The 23,837-nt window shown below is 44.5% G+C and carries 22 protein-coding genes; 11 read left to right on the top strand and 11 right to left on the bottom strand.

The window, feature by feature from the left end; translation table 11 throughout:
* Positions 1-238 precede the first annotated feature (238 nt).
* A complete protein-coding gene (locus tag RB622_RS13140; RefSeq protein ID WP_308047019.1) occupies positions 239-1,027 on the top strand; it encodes a metallophosphoesterase in 789 nt (262 codons plus the stop codon).
* A 5-nt stretch (positions 1,028-1,032) separates the two neighbouring features.
* Positions 1,033-1,629, top strand: a complete 597-nt coding sequence (locus RB622_RS13135; RefSeq protein ID WP_308047018.1) for a hypothetical protein — start codon at positions 1,033-1,035, stop codon at positions 1,627-1,629.
* Positions 1,630-1,960: 331 nt separating this feature from the next.
* On the opposite strand, the gene RB622_RS13130 is transcribed toward RB622_RS13135, so the two are convergent.
* Complete coding sequence (locus tag RB622_RS13130) at positions 1,961-2,329, bottom strand: nuclear transport factor 2 family protein (RefSeq protein ID WP_308047017.1); 369 nt, start codon at positions 2,327-2,329, stop codon at positions 1,961-1,963.
* A gap of 238 nt (positions 2,330-2,567) precedes the next feature.
* On the opposite strand from RB622_RS13130, the gene RB622_RS13125 reads away from it, so the two are divergent.
* On the top strand, positions 2,568-3,467 hold the full coding sequence (locus tag RB622_RS13125; RefSeq protein ID WP_308047016.1) for an NAD-dependent epimerase/dehydratase family protein: 900 nt from the start codon (positions 2,568-2,570) through the stop codon (positions 3,465-3,467).
* 98 nt (positions 3,468-3,565) lie between these two features.
* Here RB622_RS13125 and RB622_RS13120 read toward each other — a convergent pair whose 3' ends face one another.
* Complete coding sequence (locus RB622_RS13120; protein ID WP_308047015.1) at positions 3,566-3,973, bottom strand: DUF2251 domain-containing protein; 408 nt, start codon at positions 3,971-3,973, stop codon at positions 3,566-3,568.
* A gap of 155 nt (positions 3,974-4,128) precedes the next feature.
* On the opposite strand from RB622_RS13120, the gene RB622_RS13115 reads away from it, so the two are divergent.
* Entirely contained in the window at positions 4,129-4,626 is a 498-nt protein-coding gene (locus RB622_RS13115; protein ID WP_308047014.1) for a GyrI-like domain-containing protein, read from the top strand.
* Positions 4,627-5,063: 437 nt separating this feature from the next.
* On the opposite strand, the gene RB622_RS13110 is transcribed toward RB622_RS13115, so the two are convergent.
* The 9 genes from RB622_RS13110 to RB622_RS13070 form a co-directional block, all read right to left on the bottom strand.
* The gene (locus RB622_RS13110; RefSeq protein WP_308047013.1) at positions 5,064-6,179 is read right to left on the bottom strand and encodes an ABC transporter permease; all 1,116 of its coding nucleotides are present in this window, start codon (positions 6,177-6,179) and stop codon (positions 5,064-5,066) included.
* Positions 6,176-7,282: an ABC transporter permease gene (locus tag RB622_RS13105; protein ID WP_308047012.1), complete on the bottom strand. Its 1,107-nt coding sequence runs from the start codon at positions 7,280-7,282 to the stop codon at positions 6,176-6,178. The genes RB622_RS13110 and RB622_RS13105 overlap by 4 nt, the downstream gene beginning before the upstream one ends.
* Positions 7,283-7,435: 153 nt before the next feature.
* Complete coding sequence (locus RB622_RS13100) at positions 7,436-8,182, bottom strand: ABC transporter ATP-binding protein (protein WP_308047011.1); 747 nt, start codon at positions 8,180-8,182, stop codon at positions 7,436-7,438.
* A gap of 8 nt (positions 8,183-8,190) precedes the next feature.
* The gene (locus RB622_RS13095; RefSeq protein WP_308047010.1) at positions 8,191-9,126 is read right to left on the bottom strand and encodes an ABC transporter ATP-binding protein; all 936 of its coding nucleotides are present in this window, start codon (positions 9,124-9,126) and stop codon (positions 8,191-8,193) included.
* Positions 9,127-9,253: 127 nt separating this feature from the next.
* Entirely contained in the window at positions 9,254-9,613 is a 360-nt protein-coding gene (locus tag RB622_RS13090; RefSeq protein ID WP_308047009.1) for a four helix bundle protein, read from the bottom strand.
* 138 nt (positions 9,614-9,751) lie between these two features.
* On the bottom strand, positions 9,752-10,711 hold the full coding sequence (locus tag RB622_RS13085; RefSeq protein WP_308047008.1) for an HlyD family efflux transporter periplasmic adaptor subunit: 960 nt from the start codon (positions 10,709-10,711) through the stop codon (positions 9,752-9,754).
* Entirely contained in the window at positions 10,701-11,990 is a 1,290-nt protein-coding gene (locus RB622_RS13080; protein ID WP_308047007.1) for a TolC family protein, read from the bottom strand. Before RB622_RS13080 ends, RB622_RS13085 begins: the two co-directional genes overlap by 11 nt.
* A 56-nt stretch (positions 11,991-12,046) precedes the next feature.
* Entirely contained in the window at positions 12,047-12,652 is a 606-nt protein-coding gene (locus tag RB622_RS13075; RefSeq protein WP_308047006.1) for a TetR/AcrR family transcriptional regulator, read from the bottom strand.
* A 537-nt stretch (positions 12,653-13,189) separates the two neighbouring features.
* Positions 13,190-14,224, bottom strand: coding sequence for a LacI family DNA-binding transcriptional regulator (locus RB622_RS13070; protein WP_308047005.1), 1,035 nt, complete (start codon positions 14,222-14,224; stop codon positions 13,190-13,192).
* Between the two features lie 126 nt (positions 14,225-14,350).
* Here RB622_RS13070 and iolB point away from each other — a divergent pair, with 126 nt between their 5' ends.
* The 7 genes from iolB (at position 14,351) to iolD (ending at position 23,825) form a co-directional block, all read left to right on the top strand.
* On the top strand, positions 14,351-15,232 hold the full coding sequence (gene iolB, locus RB622_RS13065; protein ID WP_308047004.1) for a 5-deoxy-glucuronate isomerase: 882 nt from the start codon (positions 14,351-14,353) through the stop codon (positions 15,230-15,232).
* A gap of 48 nt (positions 15,233-15,280) precedes the next feature.
* Positions 15,281-16,288 (top strand): 5-dehydro-2-deoxygluconokinase, encoded by a 1,008-nt coding sequence (gene iolC / locus RB622_RS13060; RefSeq protein ID WP_308047003.1) that lies wholly within the window; start codon positions 15,281-15,283, stop codon positions 16,286-16,288.
* Positions 16,289-16,418: 130 nt separating this feature from the next.
* Positions 16,419-17,885, top strand: a complete 1,467-nt coding sequence (locus tag RB622_RS13055) for a CoA-acylating methylmalonate-semialdehyde dehydrogenase (RefSeq protein WP_308047002.1) — start codon at positions 16,419-16,421, stop codon at positions 17,883-17,885.
* A 154-nt stretch (positions 17,886-18,039) separates the two neighbouring features.
* Positions 18,040-19,068 carry an inositol 2-dehydrogenase gene (iolG, locus tag RB622_RS13050; RefSeq protein ID WP_308047001.1) on the top strand — a complete coding sequence of 343 codons (1,029 nt, stop codon included), beginning with the start codon at positions 18,040-18,042 and terminating at the stop codon, positions 19,066-19,068.
* Positions 19,069-19,093: 25 nt separating this feature from the next.
* A complete protein-coding gene (locus RB622_RS13045) occupies positions 19,094-20,704 on the top strand; it encodes a sodium/sugar symporter (protein WP_308047000.1) in 1,611 nt (536 codons plus the stop codon).
* Positions 20,705-20,753: 49 nt separating this feature from the next.
* Entirely contained in the window at positions 20,754-21,695 is a 942-nt protein-coding gene (locus tag RB622_RS13040) for a class II fructose-bisphosphate aldolase (protein WP_308046999.1), read from the top strand.
* Between the two features lie 264 nt (positions 21,696-21,959).
* Entirely contained in the window at positions 21,960-23,825 is a 1,866-nt protein-coding gene (gene iolD / locus RB622_RS13035) for a 3D-(3,5/4)-trihydroxycyclohexane-1,2-dione acylhydrolase (decyclizing) (RefSeq protein ID WP_308046998.1), read from the top strand.
* Positions 23,826-23,837: the final 12 nt, after the last annotated feature.

The raw sequence follows: 23,837 nt of genomic DNA, 5'->3' as shown, positions 1-23,837 counted from the left end.
AATGTCCTGTTCAAATGATCATAGCTGTCCGTTCCCGACCCGCTCTTTTTCTTTTTATTTACCACATCGAAAAACGGCATTGCTATTTTTTTTGATGATTGATTATCAAACGCATACCGTACTATTTAAGACAAAAACGATTTCAGAAAAACGAGCTCCAATCCCATTTCCGGAATTATAAGGCGTTTAGAATGGTTAGTAAGACAATAAAGTAATCATTTACTAACGTCAAATTACATTGAAAACGTTATCGCAACTGGCGATTCTCTTCCTGGGTATTTTCCTCATTTCCTGCGATGGGATTTTTCAGTTCAACCCAAATCAGATCGTGCTAAAAGACAATGAGAAGGATCTGACGGTTAAGAATATTGAAAAAATAAAACAACTTCCGGTTAAAGACACGCTTCGGTTTATACTCATGGGCGACAGCCAGCGCTGGTACGACGAGACCTCGGATTTTGTAAAAAGTGCCAACAAACAAAAGGATATCTCTTTCGTTTTGCACGCCGGAGACATTTCCGATTTCGGCATAACCCGTGAATTTGAATGGGTAAATGCAATCATGCAGAAATTAAACTACCCTTATCTCACTGTTATTGGCAACCACGACATTGTAGCAAACGGTCCGGATACCTACACGAGAATGTACGGAGCGCTGGATTATTCGTTCGAATTTGGTCAGCATAAGTTCATCTTCGTCAACACCAACTCACGCGAATATGCCTTTGACGGGACGACTCCAAATCTCGCATGGCTGAGATCAGAACTGGCTAATAATCCGGGTAAAAAGAACACGATCGTCGTGGCACACGTCCCACCTTTTGACGCCGACTTCAACCCGAAACTGGAAAAAGAATATGTCAGGATCCTGGCAGAAAGCGGGACTGTAAAAATGTCCCTGTATGGTCATCAGCATACGTTTAAAGATGGCGTTCATTATTATGTTACCACAAGCATGGGAACGAGAGGTTATATGATCGTTAACGTGTGGAAAGATGGATATAAAGTGGACCGTGTTGAATTCTGATCATCATGAAAAAATTACTGATAGTACTTTCCCTGTTTTTGACCGTGACCGCTTTTGCACAGAAAGAACCCGTTGAAGCAAAACGACCGAAGTGGTTCGTACCCAATCATTTTAAGCTGCAATTCGCTGGCAATATCGGGTTTATGTCGGGTGGACCGGGTTATGCTTCCAAAAATAAAACACTGGAAACTGATCTGATGTTTGGCTTTTTACCCCATAAATTTGGGGGAGACGAGCTGATCACGATCACCGCAAAAACAACCTATTCCCCCTGGCGTATTCCGCTCAAAAATACCTTTTACATTGCTCCGTTCTCACTTGGCGCGTATCTTAGCTATACGTTCGGTTCCCAGTTTGACTCAAAATGGCCCTCCTATTATCCATCGGGATATTACTGGTGGGCAACGGCTATCCGGCCGGCCGTTTACATCGGAGGAAAAGTCGGACGGGATTTTAAGGTAAACAGGCAAAGAAAAACATTTGAACTGTATTACGAGCTGGGCAGTTACGATCTGCTGATGATCAGTTATATTCAAAACCGCGAGTATCTGAAACTTTCTGATATCGTCAATTTATCTTTTGGTTTAAAGATGGCTTTGTAAGATTTGTCTGATCAATTTCTGTAATCGATACAGAAATTGATCAGACATCTGCTTCGTTTCGCCAGAACAGCACGTAATCAGGGGATGATTGAAGACGCGATCTTCATGTATACCAAGTGCAATTGGGGAACCTGTAAATGTCCTTTCGCCCGGCGTATGCAGGATAAAAATCCCGCTGCAATGGTATTTAATGATTTAGTTAATACCTAACGGTACCAATGCTAAAAACACAGCTAATTACCTAAACATCAGAAAGATATTCAATATCAAAAGTAACCTTTTGTAAGTAAGACCTGTAAGAATCCTTTTGCCTGAATGGTTGAAAGAATTCTTATTGTCCCAAACTTATATGCGCCGCCACGATCTGCCAATTTCCGTTCCGGTTTTGCCAAACCCTCGTGTAACGATACCGCCCTTCGAACTTCTGCCCTTGAAAACGTCCTGTTATTTCCATCAGCACAAATACGATGGTTACATCTGGTAAAAATCTATAATCCGTTTCCGGTGCTTTCATCGAATCTATCCGGATTTCGCCGTTACGATGTGCCTCCATGTCCGCTGCCTTCCCGACAAGCAAACCGTCGGGCGCGGTGACCAGTAAGTCGTCGGCCAATAACTTGTCGAGTTCTGAAAGGTCGTCGTTAAGCATGGCTTTTAAAAGTCGGCCTTCGACTTGCTGTACATGTTCTAGCTGAGTCATATCTGTTATTGTTTTCTGCAAAGTTCACATCTATCACGTCATTTGATTGTTGGATAGAGTGATAATTTGTCGGCTGAAACGATGTAGTAAAAAGATCGGTCGCTTCCTTCCACAACCGACCAAACCACCCTTCTCCTATCACCTTGCTGATACCTTTCCATGATTTAAGTAATTATTAAAACGATTTCAGGGGCGGTATTTTTGCAAGAAAAATAACATCCACTTTATTAGTAAAATCATGAAAGTTTTTCTCACGGGAGCCACCGGTTATATAGGCGGATCCGTTGGCAAGATTTTAATAGACAACGGACATCAGGTGTTTGGCTTGGTCAGAAATCAGGAAAACGCCGACGCTGTCGCACGTTTTGGCGTCCATCCCGTCATCGGTACATTGGAAGACAGGCATATCTTAGTTGAAAATGCCACCCGTGCAGACGCAGTCATTCATACGGCCAATTCTGACCACAGGGCAGCAGTCGAAACGTTCATCGAAACACTTACCGGGACAGGCAAAGTTTTTATTCACACCTCCGGTTCGAGTGTCGTCGGCGACGATGTTTTGGGTGAATCAACGACCACGGATATTTACACAGAAGAAACACCTTTTATACCCATGGATATCCGGGAAGAACGCGTCGCAATAAACAACTTTGTAAGACGCGCAGGCATTGACAATTGGGTAAGAACCGTTGTAATTGTGCCCTCGATGGCCTACGGCGAAGCACTCGGGCTCCCTGTTGAAAGTGATCAGCTGCCCGTTATCTTCAAAAAATCGATCGAACATCAGGCAGGTATTTATCTGGGTGCAGGCGTAAACCGTTGGTCTAACGTACACATCGCTGATTTGGCAACCCTTTATCTATTAGCATTGGAAAAGGCACCATCCGCTTCCTATTTTTACGCAGAAAATGGTGAAGAATCTTATCAAGACATAGCAGGTTATGTTTCCAGCGCCCTCGGCTACGAAGGAAAAACACAAAGCTGGTCTGCCGAAGATGCCCTGGCTGAACTGGGCGACTGGGCCAGATTTGCCTTAGGCTCAAATAGCCGCGTCCGCGCCGTTCATGCAAGAAATTTACTTGGCTGGAAACCAAGCCACGAATCTTTGGCGGATTGGATAAAAAACAAGCCGTTTTGACAACGTTCCGCAAGATTGGTACGAAGCCTTACTTTGAAAAATTAAGGCTTCATACCAATCCTGAAAATAGCTGCAATGATTACTGGGCGACGATCTTTTCAGCGCTTGACCTCAAAAACTGCGGCAATCATTTCTTCCGTAAGCTGCCTTTCCTTAACCAAAGCCCAGTCGCCGGGCGTATCCGGAAAACCATTACGACAATAGCCCGCTTTATGCCCAAAATCGAAGATTGCATGGCAATGATTATTTACTAAAAGCGCGGCAAGCAAACCATCTTCCCGCCAGCAAATTTCAATTTTCGTTGGCAGTGTTTTTTCAATAATATCTTCGACATTGTAAATATGCAAGCCGTCCAGAACGTCAGGGTTTTCTGATTTATCAATGGCGTAGAAATAACCGGTTGCCTGGTCATCTTCAAACACAACCCCAAAATCATGTTGAGGAGAAAAGCTGTGTAGGAACGTGTCCTGGCCGATTTTGTATTCGTGTTGGATGTCTAAAATCAATTTTGTCAAGATAGAATTTATAATATACTTTCAAAGTTTCTTCGGTTGCCAACCCAGATTCAAATATTGCCTTTATTTACAAAATATTACTGGGAAATTATTTTATTGCCTTAAAATCCTATTCACTATCTTGCCGAACACGATCGATGGAACCTATGCAGTACACCTTACAGCCAATACTAAAAACACTAGCTCCCAAGCTCCTGGTCGGTAAACGCATTAAAACTTCACTGACCAATAATAAAACCTACGCGTTATGGAGAAGTTTTATGCCCCGGCGTCGCGAAATCATGAATAATATTGGCACTGATTTATATTCCATGCAGGTTTACAAAAGTCCGGCGCATTTTGAGAATTTCAATCCGGATGCACTGTTTGATAAATGGGCTGCGATCGAGGTTTCTGATTTTAATATCGTTCCTTCGGATATGGAAACATATCCATTACCGGGAGGACTTTATGCCGTTTTCATCCATAAGGGTCCGGCAAGCGCGGGAGAGAAAACTTTCCAATACATTTACGGCACCTGGGTTCCCGCTTCGGATTATGTACTCGACGATCGGCCACATTTTGAAATTTTAGGAGAAAAATACAAAAATGAAGATCCGGATTCTGAGGAAGAGGTTTGGATTCCGATTAAACCGAAAATGTGATGGCCGGTACTGAATCATTCATGTTCCAAAAGCAAATCTAACGAGCAGTTTTTTTTGCGTAAGCCCGATTCACGAGGCGTTCCGTTGGAACGCATGGTGGCTACGAGAAGCGCATCGAGCTACCCACAAAATCTGCCTAAGGCAGAATATTCTGCAATCATTAACGATTATCATTATGTGAGAAGAAAACACGGAGATCATCTGAAAATTCAAAATTGAAACGCTCTTAATTCTTGCGCCATAGGCACATCTCGTCGGTAGGAAAGTAAGAAACCAGTAATTATTCAAGCGTTCCTAAGGAACGCCTGGTGGGCTGCAATACCGAATTTGGTCGGTAGCACATCGACAATTAGCAAACATTGAATCGCTTCGAAGGAACGTCTGCTGACCGGTACAGACAAAATCAAACAACTTACCAAATTTGCCGACGCAAAATACTAATTCGTCTTCCGATAATTCCATATTGCCCAACCGTTTAACACCCCGGCAAAAGCAACTAAATATAAAAACTCCTGTTTTACATCGTTAAAACTACTTCCCTTGAGTATGATCATCCGATCGGTTTTAACAAAATGCGCCACTGGTGTCATGTTCGAAATAACTTTCGCCCACCCCGGCATCCCGTCCGTGGAAGTGAAAAAGCCACTCATCAGAATAAAAATCATAATAAAGAAAAAAGCGACGAACATGGCCTGAACCTGGTTATCGCTGTATGTAGAAATTAACAAACCAAAACCGAGCAAGGCAACAAGGTACACTGCCGCAAATGCATAAAGCGTTAGAAAACTACCTACCGGAACAATCCCGTATACCAACCAACTGATGGTTAACCCGAGCGTAAAAACGATCATTCCGATAATCCAGAACGGAATCAGTTTTCCTAAAATAAACTCCCATTTTTTGATCGGTGTCACGTTAATCTGCTCTATGGTACCCACTTCCTTTTCCCTGACAATATTCAGTGCCGTTACAAATCCCCCGATCATAGTTAGCAGCAATACCAGAATCGCCGGAACAATGTTGTATTTATATTCAGCCCTTGGATTAAACCAGTTTGTAAAAGTGATATTAATAATCCCTTGCTGGGACATGGCACTAGTTTTTACATTTACATCCATATTGGCATTAAAATCGGCGATAATCGAGTTGAGGTATTGTCCGCTAATTCCTGCTTTTGTCCCATTGATGGCATCCACCGAAATCCCTATTTTCTGAACACCTTCCCGTACCAGATTCCGTTCAAACCCCGCTGGAATTTCCATGACCAGATCCACTTCACCATTTTCGATATAGGTCAACGACTTTTTAAATGAGGTTTCTGCACCCACAATTTTGAAATACCCCGAGGAAGCAATTTTAGAAATCAGCTTTTGGGAGTACGTGCTATGATCCTGATCCACGATCGAAATATTGACACTTTTCACATCAAAATCCATCGCCAGCGGAAACACAATCAGTTGAATAACCGGCAACGCAAACATAATTCGGAGGATGGTCGTATCCCGCCGGATCTGCCGGAATTCTTTCTGCAACAAAAAGCCAAGTACGGTCATTGTAGTCTGATTTTAAAGTTTTTCAACGCAATGCCAAGCAGTGCGACGGTCATACCGGTCAGCACCAGTGTTTCCTTCCAGACATAGGTAAAACCAAGTCCTTTTAACATGACGGCCTTCGTGATGATGAAATACCAACGGGCAGGAATTACATTAGAAATGATCTGAAACACCTTGGGCATATTTTCCAAGGGGAATAAAAAACCGGTAAATATCAACGTTGGTAGCATCATACCCATCATCGAAATAAGCATGGCAGTCTGCTGGGAATCGGTAACATTCGAGATTAACAAACCAAGGGAAAGACAGGTAATGATAAACAGCACACTTTCAAAAAAAAGCAGTAAAACGCTCCCTTTAATCTCAACATCAAGCAAATAAACCGCCAACAGCAGAATCAGTACCACATTGATCATGGAAAGCAACAAATACGGAACCGCTTTGGCAATCAGGACAAAAACAGCTTTAAATGGCGAAACAAGCAGTATTTCCATGGTTCCCAGCTCCTTTTCTTTCACCACTGCCACCGAAGTCAGTGTGGTACAGACAATCATCAGAACCAAAGCCATTACACCCGGGATAAAATTCAGCGAACCATTTCCCTCTTCGTTATAAAGCATGCGGGTTTCAGGAATAATCCGGTAGGCCAACGTCGGAGAAGGCGATATTTGCTGCCGATAATCACCAATAATGGCGGTGAGATAGTTGACCACGGTTTTCGCAATATTCGGATCGGAACCGTCGGTAATGATCTGTACCTGGGCTTTTCCTTCATGGCATAAATCATCGCCAAAATGTGCCGGAAAGATCAGTGCACACTTAATATTTCCTTTCTTGAACGCCTTCTCAATGTCGTTATAATCCAAAACAGACTCCTGTACTTTGAAGTAAGCCGACGCTTTTATTTTATCGGTAATTTGCTGAGCATTGATATCCCTTGCGTTATCAGAAATAATGATTTCGATATTTTTCACTTCGTTGGTCAATGCAAAGCCAAACAAAACAATTTGTACAACCGGAAGGCCAAACATGATCAGCAATGTTCTCCTGTCGCGAAAAACATGAAAAAACTCTTTTCTTATAAATACCAGTAATTGCTTCATGGTGGTTTTAGGTTACAGAGAGGTTCACAGAGTGGTTAAGAGCGGACGCCGCGCGGGGACACTGAGATTTTGTTTGTACAATAAAAAAGCACTGCGCCCCTCTTTATTGCCGCGCGACCTCCGCTCTATCGACCTCTGCGTAACCCGAAAATCTCAATCACCCGAACGTTTTGCTCCCCGGGCCAGTTGATAAAACACTTCGTCCATTGAATCTGCATTAAATTCCTTTTTTAAATTAGCCGGTGAATCCAGTGCTTCCACTTTTCCATCCACCATCACTGAAATACGGTTGCAATATTCTGCCTCATCCATGTAATGCGTGGTGACAAAAATCGTGATACCGGTTGCTGCGGCTTCATAAATCATATCCCAAAACTGCCGCCGGGTCACGGGATCAACACCACCTGTTGGTTCGTCGAGAAAGACAATTTGCGGCTTATGAAAAATCGCTACCGAAAATGCGAGCTTCTGTTTCCAGCCCAGGGGCAACGCGCCTACCAGCTTTTTTGCCTCTGATTCCAGACCCAGTGTCTGCACGAGCTCCTCGCTGCGGGTTTTTATTTCTTTCCTCGACACACCATATACCCCTCCGTAAAACTCAATATTTTCAAGTACAGTCAGGTTTTCATAAAGCGAAAACTTCTGACTCATGTAGCCAATGCTTTTCTTGATTTTTTCTTGTTGTTTGTACACATCAAAACCCGCAACTGTCGCGGTACCGGAACTCGGAAAGGATAACCCGCACAGAATCCGCATCGCGGTAGTTTTTCCCGCACCATTCGCCCCGAGAAACCCGAATATTTCCCCTTTTAAGACCTCAAAGGAAATCTTGTTTACGGCATAAAAGTCACCGAACTGTTTGGTCAGATCTTTGCAAACAATGGCTTTGTTATCTTCCATAATTGAATTTATTGATGCGCCGACACTTCCGTTTTTTCGTTCATCAGACGGATAAAACTATCCTCGATACCGGGGGTAATTTCTTGCACGACAACATGGGTATGCCCTCTTTCAATCGCCAGATCTCTTAACTCAGAACTTCCCGTTTCCCGGTTTCCCTTCATGGTGACATGCAGAAATTCACCGAAAGCATAACAGCTGTCCACCACCGGAGCTGCACGAAAATCTTTTAAAAGCTTGTAAATAGCATCCGATTTCGCTGCGTAGAGTTTTACAGGAAACGATTTGATAATATTTTCAGGCGTATCTACGCTCATGATTCTCCCATTCTGGATCAATGCGATACGCTCACATAAATTGGCCTCATCCATATAAGGTGTTGAAACCAGAATCGTAATTCCTTTTTCCTGCAAAGATTTTAGCATGGCCCAGAACTCTTTACGTGAAACCACATCGACTCCGGTTGTTGGCTCATCCAGAAGCAGAACTTCCGGCTTGTGGATCAGCGCGCAGCAAAGGGCCAGTTTTTGTTTCATTCCACCCGACAACTTCCCTGCACGCCGGTCGCTGAACGGTTTGATCTGATCGTAAATATCTTTGATCAGCTCATAATTTTCATCAATCGTTGTTCCAAAAATGGCCGCGAAAAATTCCAGATTTTCTCTGATTGTAAGGTCCTGATACAGCGAAAACTTGCCGGGCATATATCCAATCCTGTCCCGGATCGCCTTGTAATCTTTCACTACGTCGAAACCTGCAACGGTAGCCGTACCTTTGTCTGCCAGCAATACCGTCGTCAGAATCCGGAATATGGATGTCTTCCCGGCCCCATCCGCTCCGATAAGTCCGAAAAGTTCACCCTTTTTCACTTCGAATGAAACATCCCTGACGGCCTTTACATCCTGGTAGGATTTGGAAATATTTTGGAGTGTGACTGCGTTCATTGTTTCTTAGTTGAAAGTGGAGAGTTGAGAGTTGAAAGCGGTCGCAGTGCGGTTGTGTGAGCCTGCAAGGTACCAGATAGCTATACTCAAACAATTAAAAGTTGTTTGAGTATCCTCTTTCTTGGTTTTATCTCCCGAGACTCATTTTAGTTGATTTTACTATACTGGCTAATAGTTTTATTAATTCGTCGCAATCGGCCTGGATTGATTGATATTGAATTTCAGTCAGATAATTTCCCTCTCTTAATAACAACAACCAATAATCGGATTCATTAGCTTCCTTCAATGCAATGTTCATTTTATTGAGAAAATCAGCTTTCGATTGCCCGTGCTCAGCTTCCCGGATCAATGCTCCAACGGCAGTTCCGCTCCTTAACAACTGTTTGGAAAGAACATACTCCCGAAGTTCAGCAGACAAAAACTTATACATACCAACCACACGAATCGCAAATGCGATCGACTTAGGTGCAACAATCCCTTTTCTCATATGACGTTTTACCATAAAGACTAAAACTTCAAAAATCGTCACCTTATTACCAAACCTTCCCCACGGCCCCCGAACCACTTTCAACTCTCCACTCTCAACTCTCAACTCTCAACTCTCAACTCTCAACCCGCGGCCGCCCTAAAAAAGAACAACCTCCCCATACATTCCAATCTTCAAAAACCCGTCGTTCCTGACCCGGACTTTCATCGCATACACCAGATTCGCCCTTTCATTTTTTGTCTGGATTGTTTTCGGGGTGAATTCGGCTTTTGCTGAAATCCAGTAAATCTGTCCGCTGTAAGATTTGTACTTTTTCTCCCCCGCATCAATCCGCACGGTCACTTTTTGCCCCGTTTTGATCTGAGCCAACTTGTCGCCCGTTATGTAGGCCTTCAATGTGAGTGTATCCATATTGGCAATCTTGTAAAGCGGTTTGCCCGTTGCCGTCATTTCACCTTTCAGCGCATATCTTGTCAGGACTAAACCCGTTAACGGATTGATAATCTGCCCACGGTTGATCTGCTCCTGATATTGTTTCGCGGCAACAGACAGTGGCGACTGCTCACTCAAAATTCCCCGGTTTTGCGTGGCTGCGTTGTAGTTATACAGTTTAATCTGCTGCCGTGTTACACCAATCTGCTTCTGCATCTGGTCTATAGCGGCATCCATATCGTCCAGCTGTTTTTGCGTCGCGGCGTCAGCCTTCACCAGATTTTCCGTCCTTTTTCGCTCACGCATCTGCTGGGCAAGTTGAGATTCCTGAACCGCAAGTTGTTTCAGAGCCACCTCGGTTTGGTCTTTGGAACTTCCTGTTTTTTGTTTTAACGCTGCTATGGACGCCTCGGTCTGCTGCTTTTGCAACTCCGGAATTTTCACATCAATTTGTCCAACTTTCTCTCCCTCTTTCAGTTCCGCACCTTCCTGAACGCTAAATGCTAAAAGCTGCCCTGTTTGCTGCGCAGAAACAATCACTTCGTCGGCTTCAAAATTTCCGGACGCGTCATAATCATTTTTTGTTTCACAGGCTGCCAGGAGAAAAAGCAGCGCGAGGGCTGGTAATGTTTTATGTCGCGTGATCAAATGATTTCTAATTTTCATTGCCTGAGGTATGGTTGTGTTTGTATGCTGCCTGTAAAAGCTGAACCGTGTGCAGTATGAGCGTCTGACGTGAAAGATTAACCGAATTGAGCTGTGAGATATACTCGTGTACCGTGATCACACCATTGTCCAGCTGCGCCTGTGAGGATTTTTTAACTGATTCCCGAAGTTCAATCATACGCTTATCCTGATCGATCAAATCCCGGTATTTCTGTATTTCTTCTCCCTGCTGGGTTAATGTCAGATTGGTATTGTACAAAAATACTTCCCGGTCTACATCCGCGTTCTGGCGGTTGACGTGAAGAATTTCCTTGTTATTTTTCAACGCATACAAGCTCCCCAAATTCCAGTTCAGCCGCAATCCGGTAATAAACCAGGGGCCGAATTTGTTTTCAATGATATTGAGCGTCGGACGCCCGTAAGCGCCGTGAAAAAAAGCGTTTAACCTGGGCGTATAGGCTGACTGCAACTTTCGTTCTTCGACATCATACAGTCGTTTTTGAAGGTCATACAGTTTTAATTCCGGCCGGTTAATCTCCTTTTGAACCGGTTTTTCCGTCGGCATAAGCAGTGTCGTGTTTGCATCAAGCTTCTTATCGATCATCAGCGAGAGCATCTGTAAATATGCCCGGCGGTTTGATCTGAACGCTATACTGCTCATATCCACATTGACAAGTTCCGCTTTCAACTGGTCCACATTACTTCGGAATGACGTGCCGTTATTCAGTGCGGCCTGCGTTTTTTCCAGCTGGCTCTGCAACTCCGATTTCCTGATTTCATTTTGTTTCAATTGCTCATCCATCAAAATGACCGCAAAATAAATCTGGTTCACGCGTTCATTCAGTGTTCTCAGATTGACCTCAATATTTTGCTGCTGAACAGCCTCATTTGCTCGAATTGCGGCTTTTTGATTTTGAACATCGCCTGCATCATAAAGGATTTGGCTAATTTCAGCCTGGACTTTGTACTGGTCTTTACTGATCGATGGCAGGCTCACACCGGGAATAGCAGGAATGGCATCTGAAAAACTGATCGTCTGAGACTGGTAACTGGCCTGTCCGGTTATCGCCAACTGAGGCAAATACAATTTCGCCGCATTCTCCACAGAAAAATTGCCGCTTTTTTTGATCAGATCGTATTTTTTAATCAACGGATAATTTTCCCGCGCCAGCGAATAACACGCCTCAATTGACAAATTTTGAATGGACTGAGCAAAAAGCGCCGTTTTTAACAGCCAGGTACAGGAAAGGAGCACCCAAAATTTCAGCTTTTTAATCATCTTATTTAGTCTTTTAATTTAATCGTTTGATTAATGCACAGATCAAAAAAATGCTGTCAGTTCAGCATCATTTTTATCCACATGGGAATCAACTCCTTACGCTGTTTTATCAGCGCATCAAATTCGGCTTCATTTCCGACAAGTTTCGACAAAACCGGTTTCCCAACAAAGGGAAAAACCGTCATGCCAAGCAAATTGATCAGAATATGAAACGGACTCACGCTTAATTTCCGTTCAATCAATTGTTTCATAAAAACCGATTTGGTCACCCGATGATCCCTGGCATTCACAAGCGCTGCAAATTTCTCTGGCCTGTTTCTGATTTCGCTTAAAACAAAAATCGGCAGGTCCGGATGTTCCGTCAGCAGATCAATATAAGAACCTGCAATACCCTCTATCTTCTCTTCCAGAGTGCTGCTCTCGTCATTTAAAATCGGGATTATGGCACCAAACAATTTATTGACCCGTTCCAGCATCACCAGTTCAAACAGCTTTTCCTTGCTTCTGAAATAGTAATTCAGCAACGCCAGGTTGATCCCCGATTCTTCGGCAATATCCCTCGTGCGGGCCGCTGCGTAACCTTTTTCGGTAAACACTTTACGCGCCGCCTCCATAATCTTCTCCTCCGTCGACAAATCCAGATCTTTCTTTCCCTTAGCCATGCTTTTGTTTTATTGCCTGGCAAAGGTTATTAATAATTTTATTAAATCAAAATATTTAATCGTTTGATTAATAAAATTATTATCCAGTCCGGGATATAATTCAGTATCAGAAGTTGTAGTTTATTTAGGAGACGCCTACGGAGTCAGGATTTGCCACGGACAGATTGGTGCTATAAACAGGAGGCTCCGAATGAGCCGGGAGGGCATCCACATCAATCATCATCAAGATTTCATCCTGACGTTTGTGATATGCTAACTCATTAGTTCGTATTTCAATGTTATCGGAAATCGCCAAAGTAAGGTGAGTCTTAAAAACGAATGTTTCGTGCTTTAGGCAATAAGTAGAACAAACTGATCCTCGTTCAATACCAAATATTGATCATAGCATAAATGGCTACAAGCAGGAAACCCCACCGATTATAAAATCACGGCAACGAATGCGGTACGGATGCAGCCCCTTTAGGGGCACCCTGTTTATAGCAAATACAGGGTTACCCGCCTTTCCCGGCTCCTTCGGAGCCTCCTGTTGTTCAAATATTATGAAATCCGCAAAGAAGACTCCCTGATAATCAACTCCGAAGGCAACACAATACTCTCATGCGCGAAATCGCCGGAAGCATTGATCTGGTTCAAAAATAACCGCGAAGCCTCCATACCAATCTTTCGCCCCGGACGGCTTATGGTGGTCAAAGAAGGATAAGTGTAGGCTGAGATTGGTGAATTGTCAAAACCAACGATGCCAATATCGCCCGGAATTTTCAACCCGCGGTCCAGGATAACCCGCATCGCCCCTATCGCAACCTGATCGTTTACACCAAAAATTGCATCCGGCGGCGAGTCAAGATCCAGGAGTCGTTTGGTTGGCACAATCGCACTTTCAACCTGAAAATTGGTGTTGATAATCAGCTCCTCCCGGATCGCGATATCATACTTTTTCAGACAGTCGCGATAGCCTTTAAAACGCTGCTCGGAGACTGTAAGTCCATTCGGACCTTTTAAATGGGCGACATTTTTATAACCAATTGTGATCAGATGCTCTACCGCAGCGAAGGCTCCGTGATAATCATCCACCGTGGCCCGGCTGGTTTCAAAATCCTCATATTCCCGGTCTATAAAAATCAAAGGTGTTTTCCGCTGAATTACACTTTCGAGGTGTTCATAGTAACCCGCATCATAGGTTTCCTGAGAAACCGAAAGGAAAATACCTTCGGTTCGGTTGGACAGCAGTTTTGACAGATATTCTTTTTCAAGCAGATAGTTTTCATTCGTCACGCAGATATTAAGCGTATAGCCCAACGGCTGCAAAACCGTGTGCAACCCCTCAATCACCGCCGTTTCATAATAATTCCCGATCGTTGGCACCACAACGCCCAGGGTGGCCGTCTTTTTATTCAATAAACTCAGCGACACTTCATTACGCTGATAACCCACCTCTTTGGCATATTCCTGAATATTTTTCCTGGTGTCTTCATTGATAGCCGGATGATCATTAAGCGCCCTGGACACGGTGGATGGAGAACAACGGAAGCGGCGGGCAATGTCTTTAATGGTAACCGGACGAGAGGAATTCATGAGTAGGATAATTACAATTAAATATTTAAAATTTTTTCAAACGTTTGCATTCGATATTAACATATTTACACTTTGTATTTAATTTATACAACGCTATCATTGTGCAAATGTAATAGAAAAGCAACAATGAGCGACCTTCTGGTAAAACCGAAACCTAACCAAAAAACCTATCATTCCCTGACCAGCGACCAGGCCGGATGGACTTATTTAAACTTCGAAGCCAGAGTTCTTGACCTGAACGAACAATATACACTGAACACCGGAGATTACGAATACTGCATTACGCTTTTAGGTGGAAATTTTAAAGTCGAAACCGACCAAGGAAGCTGGGAAACTATTAATGGACGGAAAGATGTGTTCAGCGGGATTGGCCACGCGATGTACCTATCCCGAAATACCGAATTTGTTTTAACCGCTCAATCGCCTGATACAGATATTGCTATTTGTTGGGTGGCCACCGACGAAGATCATCCGCCATACATGAAGCGTCCCGAGGAAGCTGCCATCGAATTCAGAGGCGGAGACAATGCAAACCGTCAGATCAACAGTCTGCTTCAACCGGGATTCGACTGCCATAAGATCGTTTGTGTGGAAGTTTACACGCCATCAGGCAACTGGAGTTCTTTCCCCGCGCACAAGCATGACGACAGAAAAGTGGACGCCGATGGTAATCTGATCGAAGCCAACCTTGAAGAAATTTATTTTTACAAGATCGATAAACCACAAGGTTATGCCATTCAGCAGGTTTATACCGATGACCGTTCGCTGGACGAGATCGTGCGTGTGCATGATAACGAGGCTGTTTTGGTCCCCAAAGGTTATCATCCGGTCGCGGCGGCACATGGCTACAATGTTTATTACCTGAATTTTCTGGCGGGCAGTGATCAGTCACTGGCCAACACCTCTGACCCTGACCACGACTGGATCTATGGCTCCTGGAAAGGTCAGGATCCGCGGTTACCCATTGTGACGCTGGAAATGAACAATGCTAAACAGATTCCCTGGTAACAAGGTTTCTTCAAATTTTAAGATTAATCCGGCTAAATTATTTATTCAATGCCTCAACATGACCTCTTAACCATCGGGCGCTCCTCCATTGACCTGTACTCGGCCAATATTGGCAGCCCGTTTGAGAAAATAAGTGCTTTTAATGCATTTGTAGGTGGCTGTCCGCTGAACATTGCAACCGGAGCACAGCGACTTGGACTTAATACCGCCATTCTTACCGGCATCGGTAACGATCAGGTGGGTAATTTTATCAAACATTTTTTAAACGACGAAGGAATATCGACAGCGTTTATTCCAACGATTGAGGGGACGCGAAGTTCGGCTGTAATCCTCGGTATTGAGCCACCTGACAAGTTTCCGCTCGTTTATTACCGTGAGCATTGTGCCGACATCAATCTCAACATCGACCATGTTAATGCCATTCCATTTGAAAAATTCAAAGCGGTGGCATTTTCAGGAACTGCTTTCAGCAAAGACCCGAGCCGGACTGCGATGTTTTATGCGCTGGAATTAGCGAAAAAGAATAAGCTGACCACCCTTCTGGATATTGATTTCAGAGCCGACCAGTGGGATGATCCAAGAGCCTTTGGTGTGACGTTACGCGCTGCCTTGAACAATTTCACGATTGTGGTAGGTACAGAAGAAGAAATCCTGGCAACCTATTTAACCGATAAAGAACAGCTTTTAATAAAACATCAGCAAATCTCAGCGCCCGAAATCCGCGGAAATATTGATACGGCCATTCAGGAAATCCTGAAATCGGGTGTGGAAACTTTGGTGGTGAAACGTGGAAAAGACGGTGCTTCCATTTTCCAGCCTGGAAAAGAAGAAGTGAAAGTACCCGGATTTCCCGTCGAAGTATTAAACGTCTTAGGTGCCGGAGACGCGTTCTGCGCCGGTTTCTCATACGGTCTATTGAATGGATGGGAGTTGTTTAAAAGCGTCAGAATGGGAAATGCCTGCGGTGCGATCATCGTAACAAGAGAAGGCTGCGCCAACTTCATGCCCACGTATGCAGAAGTAACTGAGTTTGTAGAAAGCCGAGGCGGATTTTAGTTTAAACGCAGAGGTAAGGGAGTTTTGCGCAGAGTTACGCTGAGCTTTTTGTTTTTAACTATTAAATGAATTAAAAAACAGCGCAACTCAGCGGAAAACTCCCTGAACTCTGCGTTTAACAACCAATAATATGGAAAAGTTACAGAATTATATTAACGGACAGTGGGTTGATAGTCATTTGGACAGTTTTACGAATGTTTTAAACCCGGCATCGCAGGAAGTTTTAGCACAGGTTCCGACAGGTAATGCCAGGGACGTTGCTGACGCCGCTACGGCTGCACACGAAGGGTTTCAGGAATGGAGAAGCACGCCGGTCTCAAAACGCGTTCAGTATCTTTTCAAACTAAAAACTTTGCTGGAAGATAACATCGACGATATCGCTAAAACGATTACGCTTGAGTCCGGAAAGACTTTTCTGGAAGCGAAAGCTGAAATGGTACGCGCCATCGAAAACGTCGAAAATGCCTGTGGAATGCCTGCTTTGATGCAGGGTGAGTTTTCAGAGGATATCGCGAAAGGCATCGATGAATACATGATCCGCCAGCCGCTTGGCCCCTGTGCCAGCATCGCTCCATTCAACTTTCCGGGTATGATCACTTTCTGGTTTTTGCCTTATGCACTGGCTTGCGGGAACAGTTACATCATTAAACCTTCGGAAAAAGTACCATTGACAATGACCAAAATCGTCGCGCTGATGGAGAAACTTGATCTTCCGAAAGGCGTACTGAATCTGGTGCAAGGTGGAAGAGAAGTGGTTGACGCCCTTTTGGAACACCCGGTTATCAAAGGAATCAGTTTTGTGGGTTCTTCCAACGTTGCCAAGTACGTGTATTCCAAAGGTGCAGCGCATGGCAAACGTGTTCAAGCGCAAGGCGGTGCTAAAAACCCGGTTATTGTACTGCCGGATGCCGATATCGACATGACCACCCAAATTGTTATCGACAGTGTTTACGGTTGCGCGGGCCAACGTTGTCTGGCTGCTTCTACCATTATCACGGTGGGTGAACATAAGGACATTACCGAAAGCCTGGTTGCTTCTGCCAAAAACCGTAAAACCGGTTACGGACTTGAAAGTGACGTGCAAATGGGGCCGGTGATTACGGCAGAAAGTAAAAACCGTGTCAACCATCTGATCGAAAAAGGTTTGAGCGAAGGCGGAAGATTACTCGTAGATGGCCGTAACGCGAACGTTCCCGGTTTTGAAAACGGAAACTTTATTGAACCGACCATCATCGAAGATATTCCATTGGACGGAGAATTGGCAGCGACCGAGATTTTCGGGCCGGTTTTGAGCCTTGTCCACATCAATACGATCGAAGAAGCAATCCGCTTTATCAATTCCGGAAGGTATGGAAACATGGCGTGTATTTTCACAAGCAGTGGTTTAAACGCGCGTAAATTCCGTCACGAAGCCGAAGCCGGAAATATTGGTATCAACATCGGTGTAGCCGCACCTGTTGCCCAATTCCCATTCTCAGGCTGGAAAGACAGTTTTTACGGAGACTTGCACGGGCAAGGAAACCACGCTGTCGAATTTTTCACCCAAACCAAAGTGGTGATCGAGCGCTGGCTGAAAGAATGGAACAGGAAATTCTGATGTAAGCTGTTAGCTATAAGCCGTTAGGGATTAGCCTTTCCGGCTCATAAGGACATTCAAACTGTAACGAAATAATTAAGAAACAAACCAAGCTCGGATTGGCTAACAGCGGCCCGCCGCGCGGCTAATAGCCAACCGCTAAAACCTAAAAGACATGTCAAAGAAACTCAAAATCGGCGTGATTGGACTGGGACGTATCGGACAGATACACCTCAGCAATCTGCTACACCACATTCCCGGCGCGGAAGTTGTTATTGCCTCGGACCTTTCTCCTGAATCTCACGCTTTCGCCAAGAATCTGGGTGTGCAAACGGTTACCACAGATGCTTTTGACGTCATTAATCACCCGGATGTAGAAGCGGTGATTATCTGTTCTCCTACGCCATTTCACGTTCCGTACACGGTAGCTGCGGCCAATCAGAAAAAGCATGTATTTTGCGAAAAACCGCTGGATGTAACGCTGGATGCCATTTATGCAGCTCAAAAAGCGGTAAGCGATAACGGTGTAAAATTAATGCTCGGTTTTAACCGTCGCTTCGATACCAACTTTTCCAACGTTCGTAACATCGTTTCTGACGATAAAATCGGAGATCCGCAAATCCTGCGCATTACCAGCCGTGACCCGGGACCGCCGCCAATCGAATACCTGAAGACTTCCGGGGGAATTTTCCTTGATATGTCTATTCATGATTTTGATATGGCGCGCTACATTGTCGGCAGCGAGGTGACCGAAGTTTTTGTGAAAGGAGATGCGCTCATTAACCCTGAAATAAAAGAATTCGGCGATATTGATACCGCCGTTATCGTTCTGACCTTTGAAAACGGAGCCATCGGGGTGATCGACAACAGTCGTAAAGCCGTGTATGGTTATGATCAGCGACTGGAAATTTTCGGGTCAAAAGGTATGGCGAAAGCGGAGAACAATACGGCTGACAATCTGGTACATTTCGACAGCAATGGCGGCCATGTATCACTTCCCCTTCATTTTTTCCTTGAAAGATATGAAACGGCATACCGGGTTTGTCTGAAATCATTCGTTAATTGTGTACTCAATGACACTCCTTCCCCTGTGGACGCCCACGACGGATTAATGGCGACGGCAATTGGTATTGCAGCCATGAAATCTTTGCAGGAAGGAAGGCCCGTAAAATTGGAAGAAGTTATGAGTCATACATTGGTGTAAGAAGATTATACCCTAAAACAACCCCATGAAACAAGGTCTGCATTCGCTTGATTACGTCGTATTTTTCATCTATTTTATTGCTGTCTCCTCGTACGGATTTTGGATTTATAAAAAGAAATCAAACAAGGAAACGAGTTCAACCGATTACTTTTTAGCAGAAGGTTCTTTGACATTCTGGGCCATCGGAGCATCGCTTATTGCTTCCAATATTTCGGCAGAGCACTTTATCGGTATGTCCGGATCTGGTTTCGCAATCGGTCTGGCTATTGCCTCCTATGAATGGATGTCGGCCGCCACGCTGATCGTTGTCGCTATTTTCTTTGTACCGATTTATTTGAAAAACAAGATCTATACGATGCCTCAGTTTTTGAGACAACGGTATAATCCTGTGGTTGCTACAACAATGGCTATTTTCTGGCTGCTTTTGTATGTTTTCGTTAACCTGACTTCAATTCTTTATCTGGGCGCTTTGGCGCTTGAAGTAACGGCGGGAATAGACTTTACGTGGGCCATCGCTGCGCTGGCTGTTTTTGCCATCATCATCACGGTTGGCGGTATGAAAGTGATTGGCTATACTGACGTAATTCAGGTGGTTGTATTAATCGCGGGCGGTCTGGTTACCACTTACCTGGCTATGGATCTCGTTGCCAAACACTTTGGGAATCCGAACGTTTTCAGCGCATTCGGCACTTTGAGAACGCAGGCGGAACCGCATTTTCACATGATTTTGAAGAAGGATAATCCTTATTTTAAGGATCTGCCGGGACTTTCCGTGATCATCGGGGCCATGTGGGTGAATAACCTGAATTACTGGGGTTGTAATCAATATATTATTCAACGCACATTGGGCGCTAGTTTGCCTGTTGCCAGAAAAGGGATTTTATTCGCAGCCAGTTTAAAACTGATTATTCCAATCATAGTGGTGCTTCCGGGGATTGCCGCTTATGTTCTTTTTCAGAACGGCATGTTTCAAACTGAAATGCTTGACGCCAACGGCGTTGTGAAACCTGACCACGCTTATCCGGTTTTACTGGATCTGCTTCCTTCGGGACTAAAAGGAATGGCTTTTGCGGCGTTGACGGCGGCTATTGTCGCTTCGCTGGCTGGAAAAGCGAACAGTATTTCAACGATTTTCACGCTTGATATTTACAAGGAATACATCAAACCGGATGCGAGCGAAAAACATCTGATTCGTGTCGGACGGGTTGCAATCTGGGTTGCGATGGGTATCGCCGCCATCATTGCACCACAACTTCGGGTTTTGGAACAGGCCTATCAGTTTATTCAGGAATATTCAAGTTTTATTACACCAGGGGTTTTCGCGATTTTCTTTCTTGGTTTTTTCTGGAAGAGAACGACAGGAAATGCAGCTTTGGTTGCGGCTTTGTTAACGATTCCGCTATCAACGGCATTCAAGTTCTGGTATTCCGAAATACCGTTTCTGGATCGTATGGGCATTATTTTCCTGATTCTTATAGCCGTTATTGTTCTGGTCACGCTCGCTGATCCAAAAAGCAAAAACAATCCGAAAGGGCTTGAAATCGAAGCTTCTATGTTCAAAGTGAGTACCGGATTCCTGATCTGTTCTATTCTTATCTGTGGCATACTCGGCGCTTTATATTGTGTGTTCTGGTAACACCAAACCGGCTGGATGATTTGCTCGGCCGGTTACCAACCAAATTATTATGCTTTTAACAACCAAAGAACTCTTTCAAAAATGCTACGGCCGCTACGCCATTCCTGCGGTGAACGTATTTTTCATGGAAGAAATACATGGCTTATTCGCAGCGGCTCAGGAGGCCAACGCACCTTTTATTGTTCAGACAACGCCGTTTGCCAGAGATTATGCCAAAGCGGATATGCTGCTTTCGATGATTCAATCGGCATCGAGATTATATCCCAAAACCGTATTTGCCGTGCATGTCGACCATGGCGTTGAAGAACATATCTGGGATGCGATTGCAAGCGGTGGCTACACGTCAGTGATGATTGATGCTTCTCATGATCATTTTGATAAAAATGTTCAGAGAACCAGGGAAGTAGTTGAAAAGGCTCATGCCAAAAATATCAGTGTAGAGGCGGAACTGGGCGTTTTAGCCGGCGTTGAAGATGATTTAACCGTCGACGCCGAACATTCGTCGTATACCAATCCTCAGCAGGTAGTCGATTTTGTGAAGGCTACGGGTTGCGATAGCCTGGCGATTGCCGTCGGTACCAGTCACGGAGCTTACAAATTTTCCGGCGGACAGGGTCTGCAATTTCACATTCTGGAAGAAATACAAAAACGGTTACCGGGTTTTCCGCTCGTCCTGCATGGTGGTTCCAACGTCAGTATCGAAGTTGTCAAACGTATCAACGCGGCCGGCGGTAATCTCAAAACGGATGCCAAAGGGGTTCAGGAAGACGAAATTTTGAGAGCGATTCCATTGGGAATTTGCAAGATAAACATTGCCACCGATACGCGTTTGTTATGGACGATGGTGAACCGGGAATTTTTCCGGGATCATCCGGATGAATTTGCTCCTACGACGCCTGGAAAGATTTTCATGGAAGAATATAAGCGTTTTATGTTGCAGAAATTTGAATTGTTCGGGTGTGTTGGGAAGGCAGATGAGTTTTTGAATTAGATTGATTAAAATATTACATTTAAAAATAACAAAGCATTTAATTATTACGGTGCTCCGCACCTTGTGGATCAAAAACGTTACATCTCCTACAAATATTTTGGTGCTCTGCACCAGATAATGAGCGGTGCAGAGCACCAAAATATTTGTAGAAGGCCTGCGGTATCCGCAATTATCCAAAGGTGCAGCGCACCGCAATATTTGTCAATACAATAAATTCCCTCTTATCCTACACTTCTTAAAATCATCAAAATATTCCCTTAAACCATGACCAGAAGATTAACAGTAGCCCAGGCTACCATAACATTTCTAAAAAATCAATACATCGAACGCGATGGTATTGAAAAACCTTACTTTGGCGGGTGTTTCGGAATATTCGGACATGGAAACGTGGCCGGACTGGGCCAGGCCTTACAGCAAAATCCTGATTTTCGCTACTATCAATGCCGGAATGAGCAATCCATGGTGCACACCGCGGTGGCTTATGCCAAAGTTAAAAACCGTCTTGGAGCCTTCGTTTGCACGACTTCGATTGGTCCGGGCGCTACCAATATGATTACCGGTGCCGCGTTGGCAACGATCAACCGCCTGCCCGTTTTGCTTTTACCAGGAGATATCTTTGCCACAAGAGAGCCAAACCCAGTTTTACAGCAATTGGAAAGTGCTTCGACGCAGGATATATCTGTTAACGATTGTTTTAAACCTGTCTCTAAATACTGGGACCGCATTAACCGGCCTGAACAGCTGATTTTTTCATTGCCCGAGGTTATGCGCGTGCTTACCTCACAGGCCGAAATGGGCGCTGTAACGCTTTCCATGCCGCAGGATGTTCAAACGCACGCCTACGATTTCCCTGAAGAATTGTTCAAAAAGAGGGTTTGGCATGTGGGTCGCCCACGACCAGATCTGCCGATCTTGCATAAGGCAGTGGAATGGATTCGTGCATCGAAGAATCCAGTGATCGTTGCCGGAGGCGGTGCTATTTACAGCGGTGCGGATGATATTTTACATGATTTTGCCACAAAAACAGGCATACCCGTTGGTGAAACATTTGCCGGAAAGGGGGCCGTAAAATTTGACGAACCTTACAGTATTGGGGGACTGGGTGCAACGGGTACCAAATATGCCATCGAAATTGCCAATGAAGCCGACGTCGTGATTGGCATAGGAACACGTTACAGTGACTTCACAACGGCCTCAAAATCAATATTCAAAAACCCTGACGTTAAATTTATAAACATTAACATCAGCGAATTTGACGCCTTCAAACACGCCGCGCTGCCCGTCATTGGTGATGCAAAAGTGATTTTGGAAGAGCTTTCCACTTTGCTCGGTGATTTTGAAGTAGATCAAAACTACCGCAGGAAAATAGCAGATTACAACCAGGCCTGGGACAACGAAGTTACCCAAATTTACAAAGACGGCAACAGCACTGTTCCTCCTATTGATCAGGCTATTGTAATTGGGACATTGAACAACTTTATGGGCCGTCGCGATGTAATGATTAACGCATCGGGAAGCGCTCCGGGAGATTTGCACAAACTTTGGCGGGCGACGGATTCCAAGAATTTCCACCTCGAATATGGCTTCTCTTGTATGGGTTATGAAATCGCTGCCGGACTGGGCGCAAAAATGGCCGATCCATCCCGTGACATTTACGTGATCTGCGGAGACGGCGGCTATTTGATGAATAACCATGAGATTGTCACGTCAATTCAGGAAGGCGTAAAATTCACCATTTTACTTTTGAACAATAACGGTTACGCCAGTATCGGCGGACTTTCAGAAAGTATCGGAAGCGAGCGCTTTGGTACGATGTACAACTACCGGGATGAAAATTCCGGGCAGCTGTCGGGCGATTTCCTTCCCGTTGATCTGGCAAAAAATGCAGAAAGTCTTGGTGCCATTGTGATAAAAGCGACGGATAGAACTTCGCTGGAAAAAGCACTCGAACAATCCAAAATCAATACCAGAACAACGGTGATTTATATCGAAACGAGCCTTTACCGCACTGTCAAGGGATATCATGCCTGGTGGGAAGTTCCGATCGCGGAAGTCTCCGAGTCAGCATCCGTGCAAAAAGCGTTTGAAACCTATACCAAAAACAAAAAACAGCAACGGATTTTTCTTTGATTATGCCATTTG

It is taken from the genome of Dyadobacter sp. LHD-138, from assembly GCF_030929615.1.
GTDB lineage: Bacteria > Bacteroidota > Bacteroidia > Cytophagales > Spirosomataceae > Dyadobacter.
This window is presented reverse-complemented; position numbering and strand designations above follow the sequence as displayed.

What these genes read in the sequence shown, in the direction of transcription:
- RB622_RS13100 (WP_308047011.1), bottom strand. Translation starts at nt 8,182, where the DNA reads ATGGAAGATAACAAAGCCATTGTTTGCAAAGATCTGACCAAACAGTTC.
- RB622_RS13095 (WP_308047010.1), bottom strand. Translation starts at nt 9,126, where the DNA reads ATGAACGCAGTCACACTCCAAAATATTTCCAAATCCTACCAGGATGTA.
- RB622_RS13110 (WP_308047013.1), bottom strand. Translation starts at nt 6,179, where the DNA reads ATGACCGTACTTGGCTTTTTGTTGCAGAAAGAATTCCGGCAGATCCGG.
- iolG (WP_308047001.1), top strand. Translation starts at nt 18,040, where the DNA reads ATGTCAAAGAAACTCAAAATCGGCGTGATTGGACTGGGACGTATCGGA.
- RB622_RS13080 (WP_308047007.1), bottom strand. Translation starts at nt 11,990, where the DNA reads ATGATTAAAAAGCTGAAATTTTGGGTGCTCCTTTCCTGTACCTGGCTG.
- RB622_RS13105 (WP_308047012.1), bottom strand. Translation starts at nt 7,282, where the DNA reads ATGAAGCAATTACTGGTATTTATAAGAAAAGAGTTTTTTCATGTTTTT.
- RB622_RS13135 (WP_308047018.1), top strand. Translation starts at nt 1,033, where the DNA reads ATGAAAAAATTACTGATAGTACTTTCCCTGTTTTTGACCGTGACCGCT.
- RB622_RS13090 (WP_308047009.1), bottom strand. Translation starts at nt 9,613, where the DNA reads ATGAGAAAAGGGATTGTTGCACCTAAGTCGATCGCATTTGCGATTCGT.
- RB622_RS13045 (WP_308047000.1), top strand. Translation starts at nt 19,094, where the DNA reads ATGAAACAAGGTCTGCATTCGCTTGATTACGTCGTATTTTTCATCTAT.
- RB622_RS13115 (WP_308047014.1), top strand. Translation starts at nt 4,129, where the DNA reads ATGCAGTACACCTTACAGCCAATACTAAAAACACTAGCTCCCAAGCTC.
- iolD (WP_308046998.1), top strand. Translation starts at nt 21,960, where the DNA reads ATGACCAGAAGATTAACAGTAGCCCAGGCTACCATAACATTTCTAAAA.
- iolC (WP_308047003.1), top strand. Translation starts at nt 15,281, where the DNA reads ATGCCTCAACATGACCTCTTAACCATCGGGCGCTCCTCCATTGACCTG.
- RB622_RS13075 (WP_308047006.1), bottom strand. Translation starts at nt 12,652, where the DNA reads ATGGCTAAGGGAAAGAAAGATCTGGATTTGTCGACGGAGGAGAAGATT.
- RB622_RS13130 (WP_308047017.1), bottom strand. Translation starts at nt 2,329, where the DNA reads ATGACTCAGCTAGAACATGTACAGCAAGTCGAAGGCCGACTTTTAAAA.
- RB622_RS13085 (WP_308047008.1), bottom strand. Translation starts at nt 10,711, where the DNA reads ATGAAAATTAGAAATCATTTGATCACGCGACATAAAACATTACCAGCC.
- RB622_RS13070 (WP_308047005.1), bottom strand. Translation starts at nt 14,224, where the DNA reads ATGAATTCCTCTCGTCCGGTTACCATTAAAGACATTGCCCGCCGCTTC.
- RB622_RS13055 (WP_308047002.1), top strand. Translation starts at nt 16,419, where the DNA reads ATGGAAAAGTTACAGAATTATATTAACGGACAGTGGGTTGATAGTCAT.
- RB622_RS13125 (WP_308047016.1), top strand. Translation starts at nt 2,568, where the DNA reads ATGAAAGTTTTTCTCACGGGAGCCACCGGTTATATAGGCGGATCCGTT.
- iolB (WP_308047004.1), top strand. Translation starts at nt 14,351, where the DNA reads ATGAGCGACCTTCTGGTAAAACCGAAACCTAACCAAAAAACCTATCAT.
- RB622_RS13040 (WP_308046999.1), top strand. Translation starts at nt 20,754, where the DNA reads ATGCTTTTAACAACCAAAGAACTCTTTCAAAAATGCTACGGCCGCTAC.